Raw genomic sequence first — 1682 nt, forward strand, 5'->3', positions numbered from 1 at the left:
AAAGGCGACAAAGGTGACACTGGTGCAGCCGGCGCTAAAGGCGACAAAGGTGACACTGGCGCAGCCGGCGCTAAAGGCGACAAAGGCGATAAAGGTGACACTGGCGTAGCTGGCGCTAAAGGCGACAAAGGTGACACTGGCGCAGCCGGCGCTAAAGGCGACAAAGGCGATAAAGGTGACACTGGTGAAAAAGGTGACACTGGTGAAAAAGGTGGCAGCATCACAGGTGAAGTTGTAGATAATGGTGACGGTACCCATACAATCACTATTACTGATCTTGAGACCGGTACAGTCACTACTACCATCGTTAAAGACGGTAAAGACGGTGTAGATGGTAAGAATGCTAAAGCCGACGTTAAAGACAACGGCGATGGTACTCACACTGTAACCATCACTGATGGCGAAGGTAATACCACTACTACTATCGTTAAAGACGGTAAGAACGCTGAAGCCGACGTTAAAGACAACGGCAACGGTACTCACACTGTAACCATCAAAGACGGTAACGGTAATACCACTACTACCATCCTTAAAGACGGTGCTACTGGCGAAAAAGGTGACACTGGTGCAACCGGCGCTAAAGGCGACAAAGGTGACACTGGTGCAGCCGGCGCTAAAGGCGACAAAGGTGACAAAGGTGACACTGGTGCAGCCGGCGCTAAAGGCGACAAAGGCGACAAAGGCGACACTGGTGCAGCCGGTGCTAAAGGCGACAAAGGCGACAAAGGTGACACTGGTGCAGCCGGCGCTAAAGGCGACAAAGGTGATACTGGTGCAGCTGGCGCTAAAGGCGACAAAGGCGATAAAGGTGACACTGGCGCAGCCGGTGCTAAAGGCGACAAAGGTGATACTGGTGCAGCCGGCGCTAAAGGCGACAAAGGTGATAAAGGTGACACTGGTGCAGCCGGCGCTAAAGGCGACAAAGGTGACACTGGCGCAGCCGGCGCTAAAGGCGACAAAGGCGACAGCATCACAGGTGAAGTTGTAGATAATGGTGACGGTACCCATACCATCACTATTACTAATCTAGGTGATGGCTCAGTCACTACTACCATCGTTAAAGACGGTAAAAACGGTAAAGATGGTAAAGACGGTGCTACTGGCGCAGCCGGCGCTAAAGGCGACAAAGGTGACACTGGCGCAGCCGGCGCTAAAGGCGACAAAGGTGACACTGGTGCAGCCGGCGCTAAAGGCGACAAAGGCGATAAAGGTGACACTGGTGAAAAAGGTGGCAGCATCACAGGTGAAGTTGTAGATAATGGTGACGGTACCCATACAATCACTATTACTGATCTTGAGACCGGTTCAGTCACTACTACCATCGTTAAAGACGGTAAAGACGGTGTAGATGGTAAGAATGCTAAAGCCGACGTTAAAGACAACGGCGATGGTACTCACACTGTAACTATCACTGATGGCGAAGGTAATACCACTACTACTATCATTAAAGACGGTAAGAACGCTGAAGCCGATGTTAAAGACAACGGCAACGGTACTCACACTGTAACCATCAAAGACGGTAACGGTAACACCACTACTACCATCATTAAAGACGGTGCAACTGGTGCCAAAGGCGATACCGGCGCAACTGGTGCAACCGGTGCTGACGGTAAGAACGCTGAAGCCGATGTTAAAGACAACGGCAACGGTACTCACACTGTAACCATCAAAGACGGTAACGG

1 protein-coding gene is annotated in these 1682 nt (G+C 51.3%); it reads left to right on the plus strand.

The window, feature by feature from the left end:
- On the plus strand, window positions 1–1682 hold a 1682-nt coding region (locus tag ACTHS3_RS11945), incomplete at both ends, for a collagen-flanked surface repeat-containing protein (RefSeq protein WP_440368032.1).

The sequence above is a fragment of the Neisseria sp. P0009.S007 genome (assembly GCF_051962515.1).